The 22,862-nt window shown below is 58.3% G+C and carries 19 protein-coding genes; all 19 read right to left on the reverse strand.

The features are described from left to right. Positions 1–2 precede the first annotated feature (2 nt). Positions 3–1,634 carry a CTP synthase gene (locus ACZZ0B_RS20255; protein WP_008081719.1) on the reverse strand — a complete coding sequence of 544 codons (1,632 nt, stop codon included), beginning with the start codon at positions 1,632–1,634 and terminating at the stop codon, positions 3–5. Between the two features lie 274 nt (positions 1,635–1,908). After that, positions 1,909–3,237 (reverse strand): tRNA lysidine(34) synthetase TilS, encoded by a 1,329-nt coding sequence (gene tilS / locus ACZZ0B_RS20260; protein WP_463546094.1) that lies wholly within the window; start codon positions 3,235–3,237, stop codon positions 1,909–1,911. A 108-nt stretch (positions 3,238–3,345) separates the two neighbouring features. Next, positions 3,346–4,293 (reverse strand): acetyl-CoA carboxylase carboxyltransferase subunit alpha, encoded by a 948-nt coding sequence (locus ACZZ0B_RS20265; RefSeq protein WP_008081717.1) that lies wholly within the window; start codon positions 4,291–4,293, stop codon positions 3,346–3,348. Between the two features lie 139 nt (positions 4,294–4,432). Beyond that, entirely contained in the window at positions 4,433–7,954 is a 3,522-nt protein-coding gene (dnaE, locus tag ACZZ0B_RS20270; protein ID WP_463546095.1) for a DNA polymerase III subunit alpha, read from the reverse strand. A 76-nt stretch (positions 7,955–8,030) separates the two neighbouring features. Then, complete coding sequence (gene rnhB, locus ACZZ0B_RS20275) at positions 8,031–8,657, reverse strand: ribonuclease HII (RefSeq protein ID WP_463546951.1); 627 nt, start codon at positions 8,655–8,657, stop codon at positions 8,031–8,033. Between the two features lie 11 nt (positions 8,658–8,668). Further along, positions 8,669–9,799 (reverse strand): lipid-A-disaccharide synthase, encoded by a 1,131-nt coding sequence (gene lpxB, locus ACZZ0B_RS20280; protein ID WP_463546096.1) that lies wholly within the window; start codon positions 9,797–9,799, stop codon positions 8,669–8,671. Between the two features lie 2 nt (positions 9,800–9,801). After that, positions 9,802–10,578 (reverse strand): acyl-ACP--UDP-N-acetylglucosamine O-acyltransferase, encoded by a 777-nt coding sequence (lpxA, locus tag ACZZ0B_RS20285; RefSeq protein ID WP_007908847.1) that lies wholly within the window; start codon positions 10,576–10,578, stop codon positions 9,802–9,804. Further along, on the reverse strand, positions 10,575–11,015 hold the full coding sequence (fabZ, locus tag ACZZ0B_RS20290) for a 3-hydroxyacyl-ACP dehydratase FabZ (RefSeq protein WP_003222142.1): 441 nt from the start codon (positions 11,013–11,015) through the stop codon (positions 10,575–10,577). Before fabZ ends, lpxA begins: the two co-directional genes overlap by 4 nt. 106 nt (positions 11,016–11,121) lie before the next feature. Next, complete coding sequence (lpxD, locus tag ACZZ0B_RS20295; protein WP_463546097.1) at positions 11,122–12,177, reverse strand: UDP-3-O-(3-hydroxymyristoyl)glucosamine N-acyltransferase; 1,056 nt, start codon at positions 12,175–12,177, stop codon at positions 11,122–11,124. A 3-nt stretch (positions 12,178–12,180) separates the two neighbouring features. After that, positions 12,181–12,684, reverse strand: coding sequence for an OmpH/Skp family outer membrane protein (locus ACZZ0B_RS20300; RefSeq protein ID WP_007908849.1), 504 nt, complete (start codon positions 12,682–12,684; stop codon positions 12,181–12,183). A 45-nt stretch (positions 12,685–12,729) separates the two neighbouring features. Next, positions 12,730–15,120, reverse strand: coding sequence for an outer membrane protein assembly factor BamA (gene bamA / locus ACZZ0B_RS20305; RefSeq protein WP_008081708.1), 2,391 nt, complete (start codon positions 15,118–15,120; stop codon positions 12,730–12,732). Between the two features lie 74 nt (positions 15,121–15,194). Next, positions 15,195–16,547 carry a sigma E protease regulator RseP gene (gene rseP / locus ACZZ0B_RS20310; RefSeq protein ID WP_008081706.1) on the reverse strand — a complete coding sequence of 451 codons (1,353 nt, stop codon included), beginning with the start codon at positions 16,545–16,547 and terminating at the stop codon, positions 15,195–15,197. A 54-nt stretch (positions 16,548–16,601) separates the two neighbouring features. After that, positions 16,602–17,792: a 1-deoxy-D-xylulose-5-phosphate reductoisomerase gene (ispC, locus tag ACZZ0B_RS20315; protein WP_008081704.1), complete on the reverse strand. Its 1,191-nt coding sequence runs from the start codon at positions 17,790–17,792 to the stop codon at positions 16,602–16,604. Next, entirely contained in the window at positions 17,789–18,595 is an 807-nt protein-coding gene (locus tag ACZZ0B_RS20320; RefSeq protein WP_463546098.1) for a phosphatidate cytidylyltransferase, read from the reverse strand. Before ACZZ0B_RS20320 ends, ispC begins: the two co-directional genes overlap by 4 nt. Then, positions 18,595–19,350, reverse strand: coding sequence for a polyprenyl diphosphate synthase (uppS, locus tag ACZZ0B_RS20325; RefSeq protein ID WP_008081700.1), 756 nt, complete (start codon positions 19,348–19,350; stop codon positions 18,595–18,597). The genes ACZZ0B_RS20320 and uppS overlap by 1 nt, the downstream gene beginning before the upstream one ends. 14 nt (positions 19,351–19,364) lie before the next feature. Then, complete coding sequence (gene frr, locus ACZZ0B_RS20330; protein ID WP_008081697.1) at positions 19,365–19,922, reverse strand: ribosome recycling factor; 558 nt, start codon at positions 19,920–19,922, stop codon at positions 19,365–19,367. Continuing rightward, positions 19,919–20,662 (reverse strand): UMP kinase, encoded by a 744-nt coding sequence (pyrH, locus tag ACZZ0B_RS20335; RefSeq protein ID WP_003222124.1) that lies wholly within the window; start codon positions 20,660–20,662, stop codon positions 19,919–19,921. Before pyrH ends, frr begins: the two co-directional genes overlap by 4 nt. 209 nt (positions 20,663–20,871) lie before the next feature. Further along, the gene (gene tsf, locus ACZZ0B_RS20340) at positions 20,872–21,735 is read right to left on the reverse strand and encodes a translation elongation factor Ts (RefSeq protein WP_007908856.1); all 864 of its coding nucleotides are present in this window, start codon (positions 21,733–21,735) and stop codon (positions 20,872–20,874) included. Between the two features lie 203 nt (positions 21,736–21,938). Next, a complete protein-coding gene (gene rpsB / locus ACZZ0B_RS20345) occupies positions 21,939–22,679 on the reverse strand; it encodes a 30S ribosomal protein S2 (protein WP_008081695.1) in 741 nt (246 codons plus the stop codon). Positions 22,680–22,862 lie beyond the last annotated feature (183 nt).

A 22,862-nucleotide genomic window follows, 5' to 3' on the forward strand; every position in this document is an offset into this window, starting at 1 on the left:
GGTTACGCCTTCTTCTGGTGTTGAGCCAACGCAGCTTTGACGAAACCGCTGAACAGCGGGTGGCCATCGCGCGGTGTCGAGGTGAACTCAGGGTGGAACTGGCAAGCGACGAACCATGGATGATCCGCTGCTTCAACCACTTCAACCAAGGCTGCGTCAGCGGAGCGACCGGAAATCTTCAGGCCGGCTTCGATGATTTGTGGCAGCAGGTTGTTGTTCACTTCGTAACGGTGACGGTGACGTTCAACGATCACGTCCTTGCCGTAGCAATCGTGCACCTTGGAGCCGGTTTCGAGCAGGCACTCCTGAGCGCCGAGGCGCATGGTGCCGCCCAGATCGGACGCTTCGGTACGCACTTCAACGGCGCCGGTGGCGTCTTCCCATTCGGTGATCAGACCGACAACCGGGTGGCCGCTGGCGCGGTCGAACTCGGTGGAGTTGGCGTCTTTCCAGCCCATCACGTTTCGGGCGAACTCGATGACTGCCACTTGCATGCCCAGGCAGATGCCCAGGTATGGAACCTTGTTTTCACGAGCGTACTGCACGGCAGTGATCTTGCCTTCCACGCCACGCAGACCGAAACCACCCGGTACGAGGATCGCGTCGACACCTTCGAGCAGCGCAGTGCCCTGGTTTTCGATGTCTTCGGAATCGATGTAACGCAGGTTGACCTTGGTGCGGTTGCTGATGCCGGCATGGCTCATCGCTTCGATCAGCGACTTGTAGGCGTCCAGCAATTCCATGTACTTGCCGACCATGGCGATGGTCACTTCGTGTTCCGGGTTCAGCTTTGCGTCAACCACCGCTTCCCACTCGGACAGATCAGCGCTGCCGCACTGCAGACCGAAACGCTCAACAACGAAATCGTCCAGACCCTGCGAGTGCAGGATGCCCGGGATCTTGTAGATGGTGTCGGCGTCTTCCAGCGCGATCACCGCACGTTCTTCAACGTTGGTGAACTGAGCGATCTTGCGACGCGACGAGATGTCGATCGGGTGATCGGAACGGCACACCAGTACGTCTGGCTGCAGGCCGATCGAACGCAGTTCTTTCACCGAGTGCTGGGTTGGCTTGGTTTTGGTCTCGCCGGCAGTGGCGATGTACGGCACCAGAGTCAGGTGCATCAACATCGCGCGCTTGGCGCCGACTTCGAAACGCAGTTGACGGATGGCTTCGAGGAACGGTTGCGACTCGATGTCACCGACGGTGCCACCGATTTCGACCATGGCCACGTCAGCGTCGCCAGCACCCTTGATGATGCGGCGCTTGATTTCGTCGGTGATGTGCGGAATCACCTGGATGGTTGCACCCAGGTAGTCACCACGGCGCTCTTTGCGCAGCACGTGTTCGTAGACACGGCCAGTGGTGAAGTTGTTGTTCTGGGTCATGGTCGTGCGGATGAACCGCTCGTAGTGGCCCAGGTCCAGGTCGGTCTCGGCGCCGTCGTGGGTGACGAACACTTCGCCGTGCTGGAACGGGCTCATGGTGCCCGGGTCAACGTTGATGTACGGATCCAGCTTGAGCATGGTGACCTTAAGTCCCCGCGCCTCCAGGATGGCTGCCAATGAAGCCGATGCAATGCCTTTCCCCAAAGAAGAAACAACACCGCCCGTGACGAATATGTAGCGCGTCATGAAAAACCCTAGAAGTCTGCGTTAAAGCGGTCCGAGCCGCCGGGGAAAGCGAAGGAAGGCCGAAGCCCCCGATCACCTGCATTAATCACAGTGCACCTTTCAAAAAAACCGCCGCGTTGGGACAGACCGGCAGATGAAACACCGGTACGTTGCTCGCTACACATTTTTTGGAATCGCCCAGCAAAGACTGCTTGGTAATCGGCAACTCCTGCAATTCAGGCGAATCCACAGAAGTTGTATCAAGAAGGGAGCGTAGTCTACCGGAATGCTCCTTTCAGCTCAAACCTTGATCTTCGTCTGTTGGCTGCCAATGCAATTGCCAGCCGTCTTGCCCATTGCCATCAAGCCCCGGCAGGTTCGCCACCGCGAGCAGTTTGTCGCCGCGAAACAGCAGCGGCAATCTGCCACGCACGAAGCCCGGTACCGCGCGCTCGTTGAGCAGGCGCTTGAGATCACGATGACCGCGATCCGCCAGATGCATCACTTCGCCACCCTGACGATAGGCGATGCGCAATGGCCCGCAAGGCGTCTGCCCGCTGAACATGACACGGCCGTTATCGGCCAAGCGTAGCGCTGACGATGGCACTTGCCAGTCGGCGCCGATCACCGGCGCGCGCAACCAGTTACCGCTCAGCCACCACACACGACCGGCGCTACGGTGCAACTCGCCCTCAGCCAGCCGCCAGACGGGTGATGCATCGGGAGCGGCTTTGCACAGATCCGTCCAACCCGACCAATGGTCGCTGTCGGGCAGTTGCGTGAAGGGTTCGAGCCAATGGCTGATCGCGTTTCGTTGCCGGGCGGCAGACAGTGCCGCGAGCGGCGCCAGTTCCAGCGACGGTAAGCCCAGCCACTCGAAAACATGGGAGGTGCTCGCTTGCGACAGATCGATCTGCGCCAATTCATCGAGCAGCCCCTGCGCCTCCCGCAGATGGACGGCGCTGCGGGCCATGCTTGCCTGCGCTTGCGGCCAGCGAGCGGTCAGCAGCGGCATGACCTGATGGCGCAGATAGTTGCGCGAGAATTGCCGATCCTGATTGGACGGGTCTTCGATCCAGCGCAATTGATGAGCCTGCGCATACTCTTCCAGCTCGGCCCGAGAAATATCCAGCAACGGACGAATCAGAGTGCCCTTTCCCACCGGCCGCTGCGCGGGCATCCCGGACAATCCGCGCACACCCGCACCGCGCAATAACCGGAACAACAGCGTTTCCGCCTGATCATCGCGATGCTGACCGGTCAGCAACACATTATTGGTCTGCGTCAGCGAACTGAACACCGCATAACGCGCATCCCGTGCTGCTCGCTCCAGACTCGCGCCCGGTTGCACCTTCACGCGCTCGATCAACAACGGCACACCCAACGCATCGCAAACGGACTGACAATGTTGCGGCCACGCATCAGCCGCAGCCTGGAGGCCGTGATGGATATGAATAGCGCTTAGCGGGGGCAGGGATTCGGTTTTTGCGAGATGGGCAAGCAGATGCAGAAGAACAGTGGAATCGAGTCCACCAGAGAAGGCGATACGCCAATGAGCGGCATTGCGCCAAGGCTCAAGGTTCAGCAGAAGCCGCGACGGCAAATCACTCTTCGAAGAATTCATAGAGAGGGTCGCTTCTCAAAGATCCTGTAGGAGCTGCCGAAGGCTGCGATCTTTTGATCTTGAAAGATCGCAGCCTTCGGCAGCTCCTACAGGGGTACTGCGTTCGACTTAGAGGCCGTAGCTCATCAGTCGATCATAACGGCGCTTGAGCAGCGCTTCGTTATCGAACGTCTTCAGCATCGCCAGTTGCGAGCTCAGCTCGGCACGAATCGAGGCAGCCGCGGTGGCCGGATCACGGTGTGCGCCGCCCAGAGGCTCGCCAATCACCTTGTCGACAATGCCTAGGCCTTTCAGACGTTCAGCGGTGATGCCCATCGCTTCAGCAGCATCCGGCGCTTTTTCTGCGGTTTTCCACAGAATAGATGCGCAACCTTCCGGCGAGATCACCGCGTAGGTCGAGTACTGCAGCATGTTCAACTGATCGCAAACACCGATCGCCAACGCACCGCCGGAACCACCTTCACCGATAACGGTGGCGATGATCGGGGTTTTCAGGCGCGACATCACACGCAGGTTCCAGGCGATCGCTTCGCTCTGGTTGCGCTCTTCAGCGTCAATACCAGGGTAAGCACCCGGGGTGTCGATGAAGGTCAGGATCGGCATTTTGAAACGCTCGGCCATCTCCATCAGACGGCAAGCCTTGCGGTAGCCTTCCGGACGCGGCATGCCGAAGTTGCGGCGCACCTTCTCACGCACTTCACGGCCCTTCTGGTGACCGATGATCATCACCGGCTGGTCGTCCAGACGGGCGATACCGCCAACGATCGCAGCGTCGTCAGAGAAGTGACGGTCGCCGTGCAGTTCGTCGAACTCGGTGAAGATGTGCTGGATGTAGTCCAGGGTGTACGGGCGTTTCGGGTGACGCGCCAGGCGTGCGATCTGCCAGCTGGTCAGCTTGCCGAAGATGTCTTCGGTCAGCGTTTTGCTCTTGTCCTGCAGGCGGGAGATCTCATCGCCGATATTCAGCGAATTGTCATTACCGACCAAGCGCAACTCTTCGATCTTGGCTTGCAGGTCGGCGATCGGCTGTTCGAAATCTAGAAAATTCGGGTTCATAGGCGTCCGTCTTGGGTCGTGTCCCAAATGAGCTTGGGTCGGCCGGTTGTCTATTCGCGCCCTACCTTAAGGGAGAGGCGCGCTGAGGTCGAGATTAAAAATTCAGGTGGCGGGCGAGCGCAATGATGGCACTCGCCGGTCAACGGTATTGGAGGAAGACGTTGTCTCGCCCGAACTGGTCACGCAGTGCTTGAATCAACGCATCTGCCGGGTCGATCCGCCAGGTCTCGCCAAACTGCAGCAAGGTCTTCGCATCCGGGCTGGTGTACTCCATGGTCACCGGGCAGGCGCCGCGATGACGCTTGAGCAAATCACCCAACCAGCGTAGCTGATCGCCCTTCAGGTCCTGGGTTTGCAGCTTCAGGCGCAGGCTCTCGGCAAGGTTGGTGCGCGCATCTTCCATGCTCATCACGCGCTTGACCCGCAGGCGCAGGCCGCCGGAGAAGTCGTCGTTGCTGACTTCGCCTTCAACCACCACCATCGCGTCGGTCTGCAACAACGACTGCGCGGAGTGGAACGCATCGGCAAACAACGACGCCTCGATCCGCCCGGAGCGGTCGTCGAGGGTGATGAAGCCCATCTTGTCGCCCTTTTTGTTCTTCATCACCCGCAGCGCAATGATCATCCCGGCGACAGTCTGCGTATCGCGGGCCGGTTTCAGGTCGATGATGCGCTGGCGGGCGAAACGACGGATCTCACCTTCGTATTCGTCGATCGGGTGACCGGTCAGGTACAGGCCCAGGGTGTCTTTTTCACCCTTGAGGCGTTCCTTGAGGGTCAGCTCTTTGGCCTTGCGATGCACCGCGTAAACGTCGGCATCTTCCTCGACGAACAAGCCGCCAAACAGGTCGGCGTGGCCGCTGTCGTGAGTGCGCGCAGTCTGCTCGGCGGATTTGATCGCTTCTTCCATCGCGGCCAGCAGCACCGCACGGTTGCGGTCGATGTTGGACTGATAAGCCTTTTGCTCTTCATGGAAGTACGGGCCGAGACGATCCAGCGCACCGCTGCGGATCAAACCGTCGAGGGTGCGTTTGTTGATGCGTTTGAGGTCGACGCGGGCGCAGAAATCGAACAGATCCTTGAACGGCCCGTCCGCGCGCGCCTCAGTGATCGCCTCGACAGGCCCCTCGCCTACACCCTTGATCGCGCCGAGGCCATAAATGATGCGGCCTTCGTCGTTCACCGTGAACTTGAACTCCGAGGTATTCACATCCGGCGCGTCGAGACGCAGCTTCATGGTGCGAATTTCTTCGATCAAGGTCACGACCTTGTCGGTGTTGTGCATGTCCGCCGACAGTACCGCGGCCATGAACGGCGCCGGGTAGTGGGTCTTCAGCCAAGCGGTCTGGTATGAAACCAGACCGTAAGCAGCCGAGTGAGACTTGTTGAAGCCGTAACCGGCGAATTTTTCCACCAGGTCGAAAATGTTACCGGCAAGGTCGGCTTCGATATTGTTGGTCTTGCAACCCTCAATAAAACCGCCGCGCTGCTTGGCCATTTCTTCGGGTTTTTTCTTACCCATAGCCCGACGCAGCATGTCCGCACCGCCGAGGGTGTAACCGGCCATGACCTGAGCAATCTGCATCACCTGTTCCTGATACAGGATGATGCCGTAGGTCGGCGCCAATACTGGCTTGAGGCCTTCGTATTGATAGTCGGAGTGCGGATACGCCAGCTCGGCGCGACCGTGCTTACGGTTGATAAAGTCATCAACCATGCCCGATTGCAGTGGGCCCGGACGGAACAGGGCCACCAGTGCGATCAAGTCTTCCAGGCAGTCGGGCTTGAGCTTTTTGATCAGCTCTTTCATGCCGCGCGACTCAAGCTGGAATACCGCGGTGGTTTCAGCTTTTTGCAGCAGCGTGTACGTCGGTTTGTCGTCGAGCGGGATGAACGCGATGTCCAGCGGCGGCTCGTCGACCTTGGCGCGGTCGCGGTTGATGGTCTTCAGCGCCCAGTCGATCACCGTCAACGTCCGCAGACCGAGGAAGTCGAACTTCACCAGACCGGCCGCTTCAACGTCGTCCTTGTCGAACTGGGTTACCAGACCGTCACCGGCCTCGTCGCAATAGATCGGCGAGAAGTCAGTCAGCTTGGTCGGCGCGATAACCACACCACCGGCGTGTTTACCGACGTTACGCACAACGCCTTCGAGCTTGCGCGCCATCTCCCATATTTCTGCGGCTTCTTCATCGACCTTGATGAAGTCACGGAGGATTTCTTCCTGCTCGTAGGCTTTTTCCAGGGTCATGCCGACTTCGAACGGAATCATCTTCGACAGACGATCCGCCAAACCGTAGGACTTGCCCTGCACCCGCGCCACGTCGCGCACCACAGCCTTGGCGGCCATGGAACCGAAGGTGATGATCTGGCTTACCGCGTTGCGCCCGTATTTCTCGGCCACGTAATCAATTACGCGGTCACGACCGTCCATGCAGAAGTCGACGTCGAAGTCGGGCATCGAGACCCGTTCCGGGTTAAGGAAACGTTCGAACAGCAGGTCGTATTCCAGCGGGTCGAGGTCGGTGATCTTTTGAACGTAAGCCACCAGCGAACCGGCACCCGAACCACGGCCCGGACCTACCGGTACGCCGTTGCTCTTGGCCCACTGGATAAAGTCCATAACGATCAGGAAGTAACCGGGGAAGCCCATCTGGATGATGATATCCAGCTCGAAATTCAAGCGGTCGACATAGACCTGACGCTTGGCTTCGTAGTCTTCGGTGGTGTCCTTGGGCAGCAGCACCGCGAGTCGTTCTTCGAGACCGTCGAAGGAGACTTTGCGGAAATATTCGTCGATGGTCATGCCATCGGGAATCGGGAAGTTGGGCAGGAAGTGCGTGCCCAGTTTCACTTCAATGTTGCAGCGCTTGGCGATCTCGACGGTATTTTCAATCGCATCGGGAATATCGCTGAACAGCTCGATCATTTCCTCGGCGCTTTTCAGGTATTGCTGATCGCTGTAATTCTTCGAACGGCGCGGGTCGTCGAGGGCGCGGCCCTCACCGATGCACACGCGGGTTTCGTGGGCGGCGAAGTCTTCCTGCTTGATGAAGCGCACGTCGTTGCTCGCCACCAAAGGCGCGCCGAGTTTGTCGGCCAGCGCCACGGCGCCGTGCAATTGCTCTTCATCGTTGGGACGGTTGGTGCGCTGGATCTCCAGATAGAAACGATCCGGGAACACCGTCATCCACTCGCGCGTCAGGGCCTCGGCTTCAGCCGGGTTGCCACTGATCAAGGCCATGCCGATCTCGCCCTCTTTGGCGGCGGACAGCATGATCAGGCCTTCGTTGGCTTCAGCGACCCACTCACGCTCGATGATGATCATGCCGTTGCGCTGGCCTTCGATGAAGCCGCGCGAGATCAACTCGGTGAGGTTGCGATAGCCCTTGGCGTTCATCACCAACAGGCTGAGCCGGCTCAGCGGAGCGTCCGGGTCTTTGTTCGACAGCCACAGGTCAGCGCCGCAGATCGGCTTGATGCCGGCGCCCATGGTGTTTTTATAGAATTTGACCAGGGAACACATGTTGTTCTGGTCGGTGACCGCGACCGCCGGCATGTTCATGGCGGTCAGCGCCTTGACCAACGGCTTGATCCGCACCAGCCCGTCGACCAGCGAGTATTCAGTGTGCAGGCGTAGATGAACGAATGAAGCCGGCATAGTGATCCTGTCCAGTTACATAGAGACAACAAGGCCCGGATTGTACCGGGCCTCGAACAAAACATCAGCCTTGCGACTAAACCTGCGTCAGGCCTTCCAGCGCTTCGTAAGCCAGACGCACCGGGGCGAACGAGCGCCGGTGAATCGGCGTAGGGCCGAGCCGCGCTAACGCTTCCAGATGAACGGGCGTCGGGTAGCCTTTATGGCCACCGATGCCGTAACCCGGGTAGATCAATTCGAATGCGGCCATTTCACGGTCACGACTGACCTTGGCCAGAATCGACGCGGCAGCAATGGCCGGCACCTTGCCGTCGCCCTGCACCACCGCTTCGGCGCGCATCGGCAAGTGTGGGCAGCGGTTGCCGTCGATCATCGCCAGTTTCGGCTGAATATGCAGGCCGGCGACCGCGCGCTGCATGGCGAGCATGGTCGCGTGAAGGATGTTCAGTTCGTCGATTTCTTCGACTTCTGCGCGGGCGATGCACCAGCTCAGGGATTTCTCGATGATCTCGTCGTAGAGCTTTTCACGCTTGGCTTCGGTGAGTTTCTTCGAGTCGTTGAGGCCGAGAATCGGCCGGTTCGGATCGAGGATTACCGCTGCCGTCACCACGGCACCGCACAACGGGCCGCGCCCAACTTCATCGACACCGGCGACCAGTTCTTCGACTTCGGCGACCAGCGTGAAATCCAGGCCCATCTGCATGCTTGTCTTGCTCATCGTGTTTGACCGATCAGGTTAAGGACGGCGTCCGCCGCCTGATTGGAAGCGTCCAGCCGCAGCGTGCGGTGGATCTCGTCGAAGCCACGGGTCTGCTCTTCGCCACCGTCGATCAGCGGCGACAGGGTCTGCGCCAGCGCTTCGACCGTCGCATCATCCTGCAACAATTCTGGCACCAGCAAGCGCTGGGCGAGCAGGTTCGGCAAAGACACGTACGGGCTCTTGACCATGCGCTTGAGAATCCAGAACGTCAGCGGCGCCAGACGGTAAGCCACTACCATTGGGCGCTTGTACAGCAGCGCTTCGAGGGTCGCAGTGCCGGAAGCGATCAACACGGCGTTACACGCGGCGAGGGCCAGATGGGATTTGCCGTCGAGCAAGGTCACCGGCAGATCACGGCCGGCGAGCAGCTCTTCAAGCTGCGCGCGGCGTTCGGGATTGGCGCACGGAATGACAAAGCGCACACCTGGGCGCATGGCGCGCAATCGTTCAGCGGTGTCGAGGAAAAGCCCACCCAAACGCGACACTTCGCCACCACGGCTGCCGGGCATCAACGCCACCAGCGGGCCGTCGGGCAGGCCCAACTCGGCACGCGCCGCCGCGCGATCCGCCTCCAGCGGAATGGTATCGGCCAGCGTGTGGCCGACGAACCGCACCGGCACGCCCTTCTCTTCGTAGAATTTCGCTTCGAACGGCAGCAGAGTCAGCATCAGGTCGCAGCCTTCGCGAATCTTCAGCACGCGTTTCTGCCGCCACGCCCACACCGACGGGCTGACGTAATGCACGGTCTTGATCCCGGCCTGACGCAGCTTCAGTTCGATGTTGAGATTGAAATCCGGAGCATCGATGCCGATGAACACGTCCGGCTTCTCGGCGATCAATGTGGCGATCAGGTCCTTGCGGCGCTTGAGCAACTCGCGCAGGCGACCGAGCACTTCTACCAGGCCCATGACCGACAAGCGTTCCATGGGAAAGTACGACGTCAGGCCTTCAGCCTGCATCAGCGGCCCGCCGACGCCGATGAACTCGACCGCCGGATGCTGCGCCTTGAGGGCGCGCATGAGACCGGCGCCGAGAATGTCACCGGAAGCCTCACCCGCCACCAGCGCAATACGCAAATTAGCCATGATCAGCGAGTGATGCCGCGAGTCGACGACTGGATCGAGTCGCGGAAAATCGCAACTTCCGGGAATTGCGCCGCCGGCTCTGCCAGCTCCGCTAGAGCCTGCTCGACCGTCAGGCCTTGGCGGTAGACGGTTTTGTAGGCGCGACGCAAGGTGTGGATCGCGTCTTCGCTGAAACCACGACGGCGCATGCCCTCGAAGTTCATGCTGCGCGCTTCGGCCGGGTTGCCGAACACGGTGACGAACGCCGGAACGTCCTTGCCGATCGCCGTGCCCATGCCGGAAAAGCTGTGGGCGCCGATGTGGCAATACTGATGTACGAGGGTGAAACCGGAGAGGATCGCCCAGTCATCAACGTGTACATGGCCGGCCAACGCGGTGTTGTTGACCAGAATGCAGTGGTTGCCGATAACGCTGTCGTGACCGATGTGGGCATAGGCCATGATCAGGTTGTGATCGCCCAGCGTGGTTTCCGAGCGATCCTGAACGGTGCCACGGTGGATGGTCACGCCTTCGCGGATGACGTTGTGGTCACCAATCACCAGACGGGTTTCTTCACCTTTGTACTTCAGATCCGGCGTGTCTTCGCCTACCGAGGAAAACTGGTAGATGCGATTGTGCTTGCCGATGCGCGTCGGGCCTTTGAGGATTACATGCGGCCCGATCACGGTACCCTCGCCGATTTCCACACCTGCGCCGATGATCGACCACGGGCCGACCTCGACGCCGTCAGCCAGTACGGCCGACGGATCGATGATTGCGCGAGGGTCAATCAAACTCATAGCTTGCGTTCCGCGCAGATGATTTCAGCCGAGCAGACCGGCTTGCCGTCCACCGAAGCCTGGCATTCGAACTTCCAGATCTGGCGCTTGCAGCTGATGAACTTGGCTTCAAGGATCAACTGGTCGCCCGGCAACACAGGCTGACGGAAGCGCAGCTTGTCGGAACCGACGAAGTAGTAAAGCGTGCCGTCGGCAGGCTTCACATCAAGCATTTTGAAACCGAGGATCCCGGCAGCCTGAGCCATCGCTTCGATGATCAGTACGCCCGGCATGATTGGATGCGCCGGGAAGTGACCATTGAAGAACGGTTCATTGATGCTGACATTCTTGTAGGCGCGAATGCGCTTGCCTTCAGTGTCCAGTTCCACCACCCGGTCCACCAGCAGGAACGGGTAACGGTGAGGCAGGTATTCGCGAATCTCGTTGATGTCCATCATTTCGGGGGGAAGCCTATGTAAAGATTGGGAGCGCGACTGACGCGCACTCCTCTAGCAAATCAAGGAGGCAGTCTAGAGGCTGTGCACACTTGATATGGAAATGGTATCAGCCATCTGATGAAGCATTGCCGTCAGGGGTCACTTCCCCTACGCGCTTTTCCAGCTGTTTCAAACGTCGCGCGATGTCATCGAGCTGACGGATGCGGGCCGCGCTTTTGCGCCATTCGGCCGCCGGTTGCATGGCTGTACCGGAAGAATAGGCACCCGGCTCGGTAATCGAGTGAGTCACCATGGTCATCCCGGTGAGGAAAACGTTGTCGCAAATATCAATGTGGCCAACCAGACCGACACCGCCAGCGAGCATGCAATGCTTGCCAATCTTGGTGCTGCCAGAAATGCCGACACAGGCGGCCATGGCGGTGTGATCACCGACCTGGACGTTGTGCGCAATCTGGATCTGGTTGTCGAGCTTCACACCATTACCGATAACGGTGTCGGCCAGCGCACCACGGTCGATGGCGGTATTCACGCCAATCTCGACATCATCGCCGATGGTCACGCCACCGATCTGGGCAATTTTCTGCCAGATACCCTTCTCGTTGGCAAAGCCGAAGCCTTCACCACCGAGTACCGCACCGGACTGAATCACCACACGTTTGCCGATGCGCACGTCGTGATACAGGGTCACGCGGGGCGCGAGCCAGCCGCCTTCACCAATTTCACTGCGCGCGCCGATAAAGCAATGTGCGCCCAAGGTCACCTGAGCAGCGATCCGCGCACCGGCTTCGATAACCACAAACGGGCCGATGCTGGCGGTTGGATCAACCACAGCGTCGTCCGCAATCACTGCCGATGGGTGGATACCCGCCGCAGCCTTTGGTTTGGGATCGAACAAGTGCGAAATACGTGCGTAGGCCAGATAAGGATCCGGCACCACCAGCGCATTCCCGACAAAGCCTTCAGCATCAGCTTCTTTGAGCAATAGCGCCGCTGCCTGCGAGCCTGCCAGGAATTTGCGGTATTGAGGATTTGCCAGAAAGCTCAACTGAGCTGGGCCAGCCTCTTGCAAAGTGGCTAGCCCAGTAATTTGCTTCTCCGGGTCGCCACGCAGGGTGGCGCCGAGGAACTCGGCCAACTGGCCGAGTTTGATAGTCACGGTCATGGGTTACTTCAGCTGATTCATGCGCTCGATAACCTGGCGCGTGATGTCGTACTGAGGCTTGACATCAATTACTGCGCCACGCTCGAACACCAGGTCAAAACCACCTTTCTTGATGACTTCTTCCACTGCGCTATCCAGTTTCGGCTTCAGTTGCTTGAGCATTTCGCGGTCGGCAACAGCTTTGGCTTCGTTCAGCTCTTTGGACTGGAACTGGAAGTCACGGGCTTTTTGCTTGAATTCCAGCTCCAGACGCTCACGCTCGCCTTGCTGCATTTTGTCGCCACCGGCCATCAGACGGTCCTGAATGCCTTTGGCGCTGCTTTCCAGAGTTTTCAGTTTGGTCAGTTGCGGACCGAACTTCTTCTCGGCATCCACGGCGTACTTCTTGGCCGCGTCGGATTCCAGCAGCGCCATCTGATAGTTCAGAACAGCGATTTTCATGTCGGCAAATGCCGGGCCTGCCACCATCAAGGAGGCCAGGAGAACCAATTGAGTCAACTTACGCACGATGCACTCCTACAAAATCCATTGTCGTTATCTTGGGTCAGACGCTTAGAACGTCTGGCCGAGGGAGAATTGGAACACTTGAGTTTCAGCGTCATCCGGTTTCTTGATCGGCATGGCCAACGCGAAGCTCAGAGGACCCAGTGCGGTGACCCAGGTCACACCCACACCGACGGAGCTCGCCATGTTGCTGAGGCTGATATCGTTGCACTGAGTGCTGGAAGTCGAACCGACGGTAGCGTTGGTAGTCTTCTCGCACTTGGAGTCAAACACGTTACCGACATCCCAGAATACCGAAGTACGCAGGGAGCGCTGATCTTTGACAAACGGCAGCGGGAACAACACCTCGACACCACCCTGGATCAACACGTTACCGCCGAACGGCAGCGGATCCTGATCCGGGTCGGCAAGCGTACCGGTGTTGCCGGTCACACCTGCACCTCGGCTAGGCGTACTGCGCGGACCCAGCGTACTGTCCTTGAAGCCACGAACCGAGTTGAAACCACCAGCATAGTAGTTTTCATAGAACGGCAAGCCGTCAGTCGAACCGTAACCGTCGCCATAACCCAATTCGGTGTGCAGACGCATGGTGTAGTTCTCGCTCAGTGGCTGGAACAACTGGCCACGGTAATCAAGCTTGAAGAACGACAGGTCGCTGCCTGGAATAGTGGTTTCCAGCGTCAGGCTCTGGGAACGGCCACGGGTCGGCAATACGCCTTTGTTCAAAGTGGATTCGGACCAGCCGGCCGACGCCTTGAAGTTCAGGTATTGATCGCCTTCCTTCTTAACGAAGTCGAAAATCTCGTCAACGGTATAAGTACCGGTCTTGATCTTGTCTTGTTGTGCGGACAGACCAAAGGTCAGACGCGAAGTCTCGCTGATCGGGTAGCCAACGTTGACGCCGGCACCCAGGCTGTCTACCGCATAGCTCGCTACGTCGACGTCGAGGTCTTTGTAGTCAGTGGTGCGATAGAACGCGTTGTAACCCAGGCTCACGCCATCGGCGGTCCAGTACGGGTCAACGTAACCGAAGTTGTAGCGGCTCTGGTATTCGCTTCGGGTCAGACCGACGCTGACACGGTTACCGGTACCGAGGAAGTTGTTCTGGGTGATCGAACCACCGAGGATCAGACCGGCGCTCTGGGCGAAACCGACGCTGGCGGTGATCGAACCGGAAGCCTGTTCTTCAACCGCGTAGTTCACGTCGACCTGGTCGTCGACACCCGGCACGGCCGGAGTTTCAACGTTGACTTCTTTAAAGAAGCCCAGACGCTCAAGACGGGTCTTGGATTGGTCGATCAGGTAGGTCGAAGCCCAGCCGCCTTCCATCTGGCGCATTTCACGACGCAGCACTTCGTCCTCGGACTTGGTGTTGCCACGGAAGTTGATGCGGTTGACGTAAGCGCGCTTGCCTGGATCGACAGCAAACAGGATGTCGACAGTGTGGTCGTCATCGTGCGGTTGCGGTACGCCGTTGACGTTGGCGAAGGTGTAACCCTCGTTGCCCAGACGACGGGTGATCAGTTCGGAGGTGGTGGTCATCAGCTTGCGCGAGAACACCTGGCCCTTCTGCACCAGCAACAGCGATTTGACCTGGTCTTCAGGGACTTTCAGGTCACCGCTGAGTTTGACGTCACGAACGGTGTACTTCTCGCCTTCGGTCACGTTGACGGTGATGTAGACGTGTTTCTTGTCCGGGGTAATGGACACCTGGGTCGAAGCGATATCCATGTTGATATAGCCACGGTCCAGGTAGTAGGAACGCAGACGCTCCAGGTCACCGGAAAGCTTTTCACGGGCGTACTTGTCATCGTTCTTGAAGAACGACAGCCAGTTGGTGGTTTTCAGTTCGAACAGGTCGGTCAGGTCTTCCTCAGGGAAAACCGTGTTGCCCACCACGTTGATGTGCTGAATGGCGGCAACGGTGCCTTCGTTGATCTTCACTTTCAGACCAACACGGTTACGCGGCTGCGAAACCACTTCGGTATCGACGGTAGCCGAATAGCGGCCCTGCGCGACGTACTGGCGCTGCAGTTCGTTACGCACGCCTTCGAGGGTGGCACGCTGGAAGATCTCGCCTTCGGCCAGACCGGATTGCTTGAGGCCCTTCATCAGGTCTTCAGTGGAAATCGCCTTGTTGCCTTCGATTTCGATACTGGCGACGGATGGGCGCTCGACAACCGTGATTACCAGAACGTTGCCTTCGCGGCCCAGCTGGATATCTTGAAAGAAACCGGTTTTGAACAACGCACGAGTGGATTCCACCAGGCGACGATCATCCGCCTGCTCGCCGACGTTCAACGGCAAGGCACCAAAGACACTACCCGCGGAGACCCGCTGGAGGCCATTGACGCGAATATCAGAGATAGTGAAGGACTCGGCGTGAACTTCGGCGATCATCAATACGGTGAGAACCGCAGTTAGCAGCAGACGTTTCATGAAGTCCTTTCTTATTCCAACTGGCAATAAACAAACTGCCGCAAAATGCGGCAGATTCGCAATTCAGCGAAGCGTTACAGTCGACCCAGATCGTTGACCAGAGCAAGCAACATCACCCCGACCACCAAACTGATACCGATCTGTATCCCCCAACCTTGCACCCGATCCGACAAGGGACGACCACGCGCCCACTCGATCAGATAAAACAACAAATGCCCCCCATCCAGTACAGGAATGGGCAGCAAATTCAGAACACCCAGGCTAATACTCAGATAAGCAAGGAAATTCAGGAAATCAGCGACGCCCGACTGGGCAGAAGCGCCCGCCACTTTAGCAATGGTTATCGGTCCACTCAAGTTTTTTACCGAGAGCTCGCCGAACAGCATTTTCTTTAGCGAATCGAGGGTCAGGACGCTCATGGTCCAAGTGCGACGAGCGCCCTCGCCAATCGCGGCCAAAGGCCCATAGCTGACCTCGCGGATCATTTCCGGCGGCCAGTCGATCGCTTTGACGCCAGCGCCCAGATAACCGCTTGGCGCCTTGCTTTCGCCGCGAGCCGCCAGCGTCACCGGGACGTCGATTTGAGCACCATCACGCTCGACACGCAGCATGATTTTGGTATCAGGACGCGTACGAACGGTATCGACCACTTGCTGCCAGTCGTTCAGCGCCAGACCGTCGAGCGACACCAGACGGTCGCCGGTTTTCAGGCCAGCAGCTTGCGCCGGGCCTTTTGGATCGAGCTCAGCCAGCACCGGCGGCAAGGCCGGGCGCCATGGACGAATACCCAACGAACGAATCGGATCCGGCTCGTCGGCCCCCTTGAGCCAATGATCCAGCGCCAGTTCGCGCGGCGAATCCGCCGTAGAACCCTGCTCACGCACCAATAACTGCAGTGAACCGCTTTCACCCAGACGACGCACTAATTGCAAATTGACCGCTGCCCAGCCCGAAGTCGGCTCGCCATCAATTGCGACAATCTCCTGACCCGCCGTCAGACCAGCCTTGGCGGCGATACTACCGGACTCGACCGCACCGATGACCGGGCGCACCTGCTCGCTGCCCAACATCGCCAGCACCCAGAAGAACACCAGGGCCAGCAGGAAGTTGGCAATCGGACCCGCGGCCACAATAGCGATACGCTGACGCACGGACTTGCGATTGAACGACTGATCAAGCTGCTCGAACGGGACTTCGCCTTCGCGCTCATCGAGCATCTTGACGTAGCCACCGAGCGGAATCGCGGCAACCACGAACTCGGTGCCTTGCTTGTCGTGCCAGCGCAGCAGGGGCATGCCAAAGCCTACGGAGAAACGCAGAACCTTGACGCCACAGCGTCGCGCGACCCAGAAGTGGCCGAATTCGTGAAAGGTGACCAGCACACCCAAGGCGATCAGGGTGCCGGCAATCATATAGAGCGCGCTCATCTACTTTCTCCGCAATCCTGTTCAGTGTCGCGTGTAGCCATTGTGTTGCAAAATCTATCGGCCGTGCCGGCTCAGCCATTGCTCTGCCAGAATCCGGGCTTTTGCGTCGGCGGTAAACACCGCATCGAGATCATCCAGCGCAACAACCGGCTCAAGACTCAAGACTTCTTCGATGATACTCGCGATTTCCAGGTAGCGAACCCGCCCATCGAGAAACGCTGCCACCGCCACTTCATTGGCCGCATTCAACATCGCCGGCGCGCTGTCGCCCGCTTCAGCCGCTTGACGGGCCAGACGCAAGCAAGGAAAACGCTGTTCATCCGGGGCTTCGAAGTCCAGCCGCGCGACCGCAAACAGATCCAGCGGCGCCACACCCGAATCGATGCGCTCGGGCCAGGCCAGGGCATTGGCGATCGGCGTGCGCATATCAGGGTTGCCCAACTGCGCCAGCACCGAGCCATCGACGTAATCGACCAACGAGTGGATCACACTCTGCGGATGGATCACCACCTCGACCTGCGCAGGCTTTGCATCGAACAACCAGCAGGCCTCGATCAACTCAAGCCCTTTATTCATCATGCTGGCTGAATCCACGGAGATCTTGCGCCCCATGGACCAGTTCGGGTGCGCACAGGCCTGATCAGGTGAAACATGCGCCAGCTCAGCCATCGGCGTCTGCCGGAAGGGGCCGCCAGAGGCTGTCAGCAAGATCCGTCGCACGCCCACCGAGCTCAAGCCACGGGCGAAATCCTGTGGCATGCACTGGAAAATCGCATTGTGTTCGCTGTCGATCGGCAGCAGGACCGAACCACTCTTGCGCACGGCTTGCATGAACAAGGCGCCGGACATTACCAGCGCCTCCTTATTGGCCAGCAGGATTTTCTTGCCCGCCTCGACCGCAGCCAGCGTCGGACGCAGGCCCGCAGCGCCAACAATCGCCGCCATGACCGCATCGACTTCCGGAGCAGAGGCGACCTGACACAAGCCCTCCTCCCCCACCAGAACACGGGTCGGCAAGCCGGCAGCACGCAAGTCGTCCTGCAGACCACGCGCGGCAATCGCTTCCGGCACCACTGCAAACTGCGGCACGTGACGCACGCAAAGGGCCAGCAACTCACTCAGGCGAGTGAAACCACTCAAGGCGAAAACTTGATAACGCTCAGGATGACGAGCAATGACGTCGAGCGTGCTCAGGCCAATCGAGCCAGTCGCCCCAAGAACGGTAATCTGTTGAGGACGACTCACGGCGCAGCCATCCACAGCAATACAGCGAAGACGGGGATGGCGGCGGTCAAGCTATCGATGCGATCCAGAACACCACCATGACCCGGCAGCAGATTACTGCTGTCCTTGATGCCGGACTGACGTTTGAACATGCTTTCAGTCAGGTCGCCGACAACGGAGATGAAAACGATCAGCGCGGCGCCAATCAAGCCTTTGAGCAATTCGACAACCGTCCAGTCACGCACCAGCCCGACGACGGCAGTGATCACCAGACTCAATGCCAGACCGCCATAAACGCCTTCCCAGCTTTTACCCGGACTGACTTGGGGCGCCAGTTTGCGCTTGCCGAATTTTCGGCCAGAGAAATAGGCGCCAATGTCCGCGCCCCACACCAGCACCATGACCGCCATGATCAGCCAGTTACCCAGCGGATACTGCTTGATCTGTACCAGACCCTGCCAGGCGGGCAAGAGAATCAGCAAGCCAATGACCAATTTGGTGGCAGCCGTGGACCAATGTTCGCTGGAACGCGGATAGGTCAGTACCAGGTACGTCGCCACCGCCCACCAGAGCACCGAAGCCCCCAGCACCCAAGGCGCCAGGCCTGGCAGCACATACATGACGAACAACATCAATGCGACGACCGCGGCATAGCCGACGCGGAACGATTGTGCGGTAAAGCCCGCCAGACGCGCCCATTCCCAGGCACCCAGGCTCACGACCAGACCGATGAACAGGGCAAAACCCGAACCTTCGAGCAGGAAAAAACCGCACAAGGCGATCGGCAGCAGGATCAGCGCAGTGATGATTCGTTGTTTAAGCATTAAACCCGGGCTCCAGCTTCGACCTGTTCACTCGTTTTACCGAAGCGACGCTGACGCGAAGCGAAATCGGCCAGCGCATTGCGCATGGCATCGTGTTTGAAGTCCGGCCAGAACAGGTCGGAGAAATACAACTCGGCGTAAGCCAACTGCCAAAGCAGGAAGTTGCTGATGCGATGTTCGCCACCCGTGCGAATGCACAGGTCCGGCAGCGGCAGATCGCCGGTGGCCAGACAGGTTTGCAACAGATCAGGAGTGATGTCTTCCGGGCGCAGATGCCCGGCCTGGACTTCACGCGCCAGACGCTGTGCAGCTTGCGCGATATCCCACTGACCGCCGTAATTGGCGGCGATCTGCAGAATGAAGCGATTGGCACCTGCCGTCATCGTTTCAGCTTCACGCATGGCGGCCTGAAGCTCAGGATGAAAGCGCGAACGATCACCAATGATGCGCAGGCTGATGTTGTTGTCGTTGAGGCGCTTGGCCTCACGACGCAGCGCCTTGAAGAACAGATCCATCAAGGCACTGACTTCATCGGCCGGACGCTGCCAGTTTTCACTGGAGAAGGCGAACAAGGTCAGCACTTCGACCTTGGCCTCAGCGCACACCTCGATCACTGCCCGCACAGCATCCACGCCCGCTTTATGCCCGGCGACACCTGGCATAAAGCGTTTTTTAGCCCAGCGATTGTTACCATCCATGATGATCGCGACATGGCGCGGCACCGCGGACGGCGCAGTCTGCTTGGTCTTGTCCATTAAAAACTCGACCCTTATACGGCCATCAGATCCGCTTCTTTTTGCTTGGTAGCTGTATCGATATCAGCTTCGGCCTTGTCGGTCAGCTTCTGGATATCGGCAGCAGCACGACGCTCTTCGTCTTCGCTGATTTCTTTGTCCTTGACCAGCTTCTTCAGCTCGCCCAAGGCGTCACGACGAATGTTGCGCACGGCAACACGAGCATCTTCGGCGGCACTGCGCGCCTGCTTGGTGAAGCCCTTGCGGGTTTCTTCAGTCAGGGCAGGCATGGAGATCAACAACAACTCGCCCAGGTTGGTCGGGTTGAGGTTCAGGCCAGCGCTCTGGATTGCCTTATCGACTGCCGCGAGCATGTTGCGCTCGAAGGCAACGACTTGCAGGGTGCGCGAGTCCTTCACAGTGATGTTGGCCACTTGAGTGATGGAGGTGTCTGCGCCGTAGTACGGCACCATCACGCTGCCCAGAATGCTTGGGTGAGCCTTGCCGGTACGAATCTGGCCAAAAGCATGGGACAGAGAGTCCAGGGATTTTTGCATGCGCTCTTGAGCGTCTTTTTTGATTTCGTTGATCATTGTTGACCTTCCTCGATCAGGGTGCCTTCAGCGCCGCCATGGACGATGTTCAGCAGGGCACCAGGCTTGTTCATATTGAATACGCGCAACGGCATCTTGTGGTCGCGGCACAGGCAGATAGCGGTCAGATCCATCACGCCCAGCTTGCGATCCAGTACTTCATCATAAGTCAGATGATCGAACTTCTCGGCATGCGGGTCTTTGAACGGGTCTGCGGTGTAAACGCCATCAACCTTGGTCGCTTTCAGCACGACGTCGGCGTCGATTTCGATTGCACGCAGGCAGGCTGCCGAATCCGTGGTGAAGAACGGATTGCCGGTACCGGCCGCGAAGATCACGACGTCTTTGGAGTTCAGGTGACGCATGGCTTTGCGGCGATCGTAGTGATCGGTCACGCCAACCATGGAAATGGCCGACATGACGATGGCCGAGATATTGGCACGTTCCAGCGCATCGCGCATGGCCAGGGCGTTCATCACAGTGGCCAGCATGCCCATGTGGTCGCCTGTGACCCGATCCATACCGGCTTTGCTCAGGGCTTCGCCACGGAACAGGTTGCCGCCACCGATCACCAGACCGACCTGAACGCCGATGCCGACCAGTTGGCCGACTTCCAGCGCCATGCGATCCAGTACTTTCGGATCGATCCCGAACTCTTCCGAGCCCATCAGGGCCTCGCCGCTAAGCTTGAGTAGAATGCGTTTATAGCGAGCCTGATAACCACTGCCCTGCTGAGCCATTGCGAATCTCTCCTGCGGCGTATTAAAAAATTCTTTGCGAGCTGTTTACAGCTGGCGTTCACTCTAGCTTGGCGCTGCTTCAGCGCCATCGGAACATGGCTTTGTAAGTCAGTTCCAAGTGGAAACCAATAAAAAATTGGCTCCCCCATCTGAAAAGAGGCTGCGCGCGTGAGCGGGCAGCCTCTTTCGGGCGACAGTTGAAAACTGTCTTATTGCTTGGCGGCAGCCAGCTGGGCAGCAACTTCTTCAGCGAAGTTGTCGACCGGCTTCTCGATGCCTTCGCCTACTTTGAAGTAAGTGAAGGAAACGATTTCAGCACCGGCTTTCTTGGCCAGTTCGCCAACCTTGATTTCAGGGTTCTTGACGAACGCCTGCTCAACCAGGCTTGCTTCGGCCAGGAACTTGCTGATACGGCCTTTGACCATATTTTCAACAATGTTTTCTGGCTTGCCTTTGATTTTTTCTTCGTTCAGCTGCAGGAACACAGCTTTTTCGCGCTCGATCGCTTCAGCCGAAACTTCCGATGGCAGCAGGAACTCAGGGTTGCTGGCCGCTACGTGCATAGCGATGTCTTTGGCCAGTTCAACGTTGCCGCCTTTCAGAACAACTGCAACACCGATCTTGTTGCCGTGCAGGTAGCCACCAACAACGTCGCCTTCTACGCGAACCAGACGACGGATGTTGACGTTTTCGCCAACCTTGCCGACCAGTACCAGGCGAGCAGCTTCTTGGGCTTCGATCAGCGGAGCAACATCAGTCAGCTTGTCAGCGAAGGCTTTTTCAATGCTTTCAGCAACGAATGCCTTGAAGTCATCCTGCAGAGCCAGGAAGTCGGTCTGCGAGTTCACTTCCAGCAGAACAGCAGATTTGCCGTCTTCTTTCAGAGCGATCGCGCCTTCAGCAGCTACGTTGCCTGCTTTTTTGGCAGCCTTGATTGCGCCCGAAGCACGCATGTCATCAATGGCTTTTTCGATGTCGCCGTCAGCCTTTTCCAGGGCTTTCTTGCAGTCCATCATGCCTTCGCCAGTACGCTCACGCAGTTCTTTAACCAACGCTGCAGTAATTGCTGCCATTTTCAAATTCCTCTTGGATAGGTTTTCAACCATTCCACCCGATCGAACGGGCGTTCAATTCTTCCCGAACCCGTTTGTAGCCGCTGCACGTTACAAATACAGGGCGGGCGCTGCCACAAGTGGGCGCCAACAATTGGTTTTCGAGGTGGCAAAAAGGGGGCCAAGCCCCCTTTTTGCTTACTGAGTCAACGCCAGGGCGTTAATTACTCAGCTGCAGCTGCCGGAGCTTCTTCAGCTGCGAATTCTACAGTGCCGCCGCCAACATTGTTGCGACCACGGATAACAGCGTCAGCCATCGAACCCATGTACAGCTGGATAGCGCGGATTGCGTCATCGTTACCTGGGATGATGTAGTCAACGCCTTCCGGGCTGCTGTTGGTATCGACAACGCCGATAACCGGGATGCCCAGCTTGTTGGCTTCGGTGATCGCGATGCGCTCGTGGTCAACGTCGATCACGAACAGTGCGTCTGGCAGACCGCCCATGTCCTTGATGCCGCCCAGCGAACGATCCAGCTTCTCAAGATCACGGGAGCGCATCAGCGCTTCTTTCTTGGTCAGCTTGGCGAAAGTACCGTCTTCGGCTTGAACTTCAAGGTCACGCAGACGCTTGATGGAAGCACGAATGGTTTTGAAGTTGGTCAGCATGCCGCCCAACCAGCGGTGATCGACGTACGGCGAACCACAACGTGCTGCTTCTTCAGCAACGATCTTGCCAGCGGAACGCTTGGTGCCGACGAACAGAATCTTGTTTTTGCCCTGGGCCAGACGCTCTACGAAAGTCAGAGCTTCGTTGAACATTGGCAGGGTTTTTTCAAGGTTGATGATGTGAATCTTGTTACGCGCGCCGAAAATGTACTTACCCATTTTCGGATTCCAGTAACGGGTTTGGTGACCGAAGTGCACACCGGCCTTCAGCATATCGCGCATATTGACTTGGGACATGATAGTTCCTTAATAAGTCGGGTTTGGCCTCCACGTATCCCAATGACCAACCAGTGGCATAAAGCCAAAAGCACCCAGGTCATCGTGTCGACACGTGTGTGGATTTAAGCCTTTCGGGGTATCCCCGGAAAGCGGCGCATTTTATACCACAGGGTGCGCAGAAACGGAACACGAAATCTGTAT

The sequence above is a fragment of the Pseudomonas sp. AC247 genome (assembly GCF_979258015.1).